At 75.2% G+C, this 1543-nt stretch carries 1 protein-coding gene; it reads left to right on the forward strand.

Annotation, left to right across the window (positions count from 1 at the left end):
- Positions 1-18 precede the first annotated feature (18 nt).
- A complete protein-coding gene (locus ACFWVC_RS38605; RefSeq protein ID WP_384299580.1) occupies positions 19-1254 on the forward strand; it encodes an HRDC domain-containing protein in 1236 nt (411 codons plus the stop codon).
- Positions 1255-1543 lie beyond the last annotated feature (289 nt).

The following is a 1543-nucleotide window of genomic DNA, read 5'->3' on the forward strand; positions in this document are numbered from 1 at the left end:
CATGGATACTCTTGACTGGTGACCGACGCCCGAGAGACCGCAACAGAAGCACCACCGGCGCCGGTCCCGCTGCTGGACCCGCGCGAGGGAATCCCGCCGGTGACCGCCAGCCCGGAGGCTTTCGCCGACGTCGTAGCGGCCTTCGCCGCGGGCTCCGGGCCTGTCGCCGTCGACGCCGAGCGCGCATCCGGTTACCGCTACGGACAGCGGGCCTATCTGGTCCAGCTGCGCCGCACCGGAGCAGGGACCGCGCTGATCGACCCCGTCGCCTGCCTCGACCTGTCGCCGCTGAGCGAGGCGCTGGGCGGGACGGAATGGGTGCTCCACGCCGCGACGCAGGACCTGCCCTGCCTCGACGAGGCGGGCATGCGGCCCACGCGGCTGTTCGACACCGAGCTCGCCGGGCGTCTGGCCGGATTCGCGCGGGTCGGGCTCGGCGCGATGGTCGAGACCGTCCTCGGCTACGCCCTGGAGAAGGGGCACTCGGCGGTCGACTGGTCCACCCGGCCGCTGCCCGAGCCGTGGCTGCGCTACGCCGCGCTCGACGTCGAGCTCCTGGTCGACCTCCGCGACGCGCTGGAGGAGGAACTGCGCGAGCAGGGCAAGCTGGACTGGGCGATGCAGGAGTTCGAGGCCATCGCCGCCGCCCCGCCGCCCCCGCCCCGGGTAGACCCCTGGCGCCGGACCTCCGGCATGCACAAGGTGCGGCGCCGTCGCCAGATGGCCGTCGTCCGCGAACTGTGGAACCTCCGCGACCGGCTCGCCCGCGAGCGCGACGTCTCGCCCGGACGCGTCCTCACCGACGCGGCGATCGTCGCCGCGGCCCTGGAGGCCACCCCGAACGCGCACGCGCTGGCCGCGCTGCCCGGATTCGGGCACCGCATGGGGCGGCGCCAGCTGGAGCAGTGGCAGGCCGCGATCGACCACGCCCGCCTCATCCCCGAACGCGAGCTCCCCCAGCCGGGCCCCGCCTTCACCGGCCCCCCGCCGCCGCGCGCCTGGGCCGACAAGGACCCGGTCGCCGCCGCCCGGCTCTCGGCGGCCCGCGCCGCGGTCTCCGCGCTCGCGGAGCAACTCAACATGCCGCAGGAGAACCTCATCACCCCGGACACCGTCCGCCGCCTGTGCTGGGCGCCGCCGCGGGAGCACTCGCCCGAGGCGGTCTCCGCGTTCCTCGCGGGGGCGGGGGCGCGGCGGTGGCAGGTCGAGCTCACGACGCCCGTCCTTACGGGGGCGTTGGCCGCGCACCCCTGACGCTTCGCGTCCGGACCGGGTTTTTCCCCGCCCTCCCGCCCTCCCCCAACCTTCGGCCGGGGGTGCCCCCAGCCCTGTGAAGTCCGGGCGCCCCGGCGCACGTGGTTGATGGGCCGGGTTCGGGGCCTCCGGGGCCGGCCATTCTGGACTGGGATATTTACGTGCGTGACGGGCACTTGCTCATCCCGTCCCGGCCCGGGTACTGCACACAAATATCCCGCACCGTCCAGAACACCCACCCTCCCCCAGCCTTCGGCCGGGGGTGCCCCCCCCCCCCCCCCCCCCGGGC

The sequence above is a fragment of the Streptomyces sp. NPDC058691 genome, assembly GCF_042714775.1.
Lineage (GTDB): Bacteria > Actinomycetota > Actinomycetes > Streptomycetales > Streptomycetaceae > Actinacidiphila.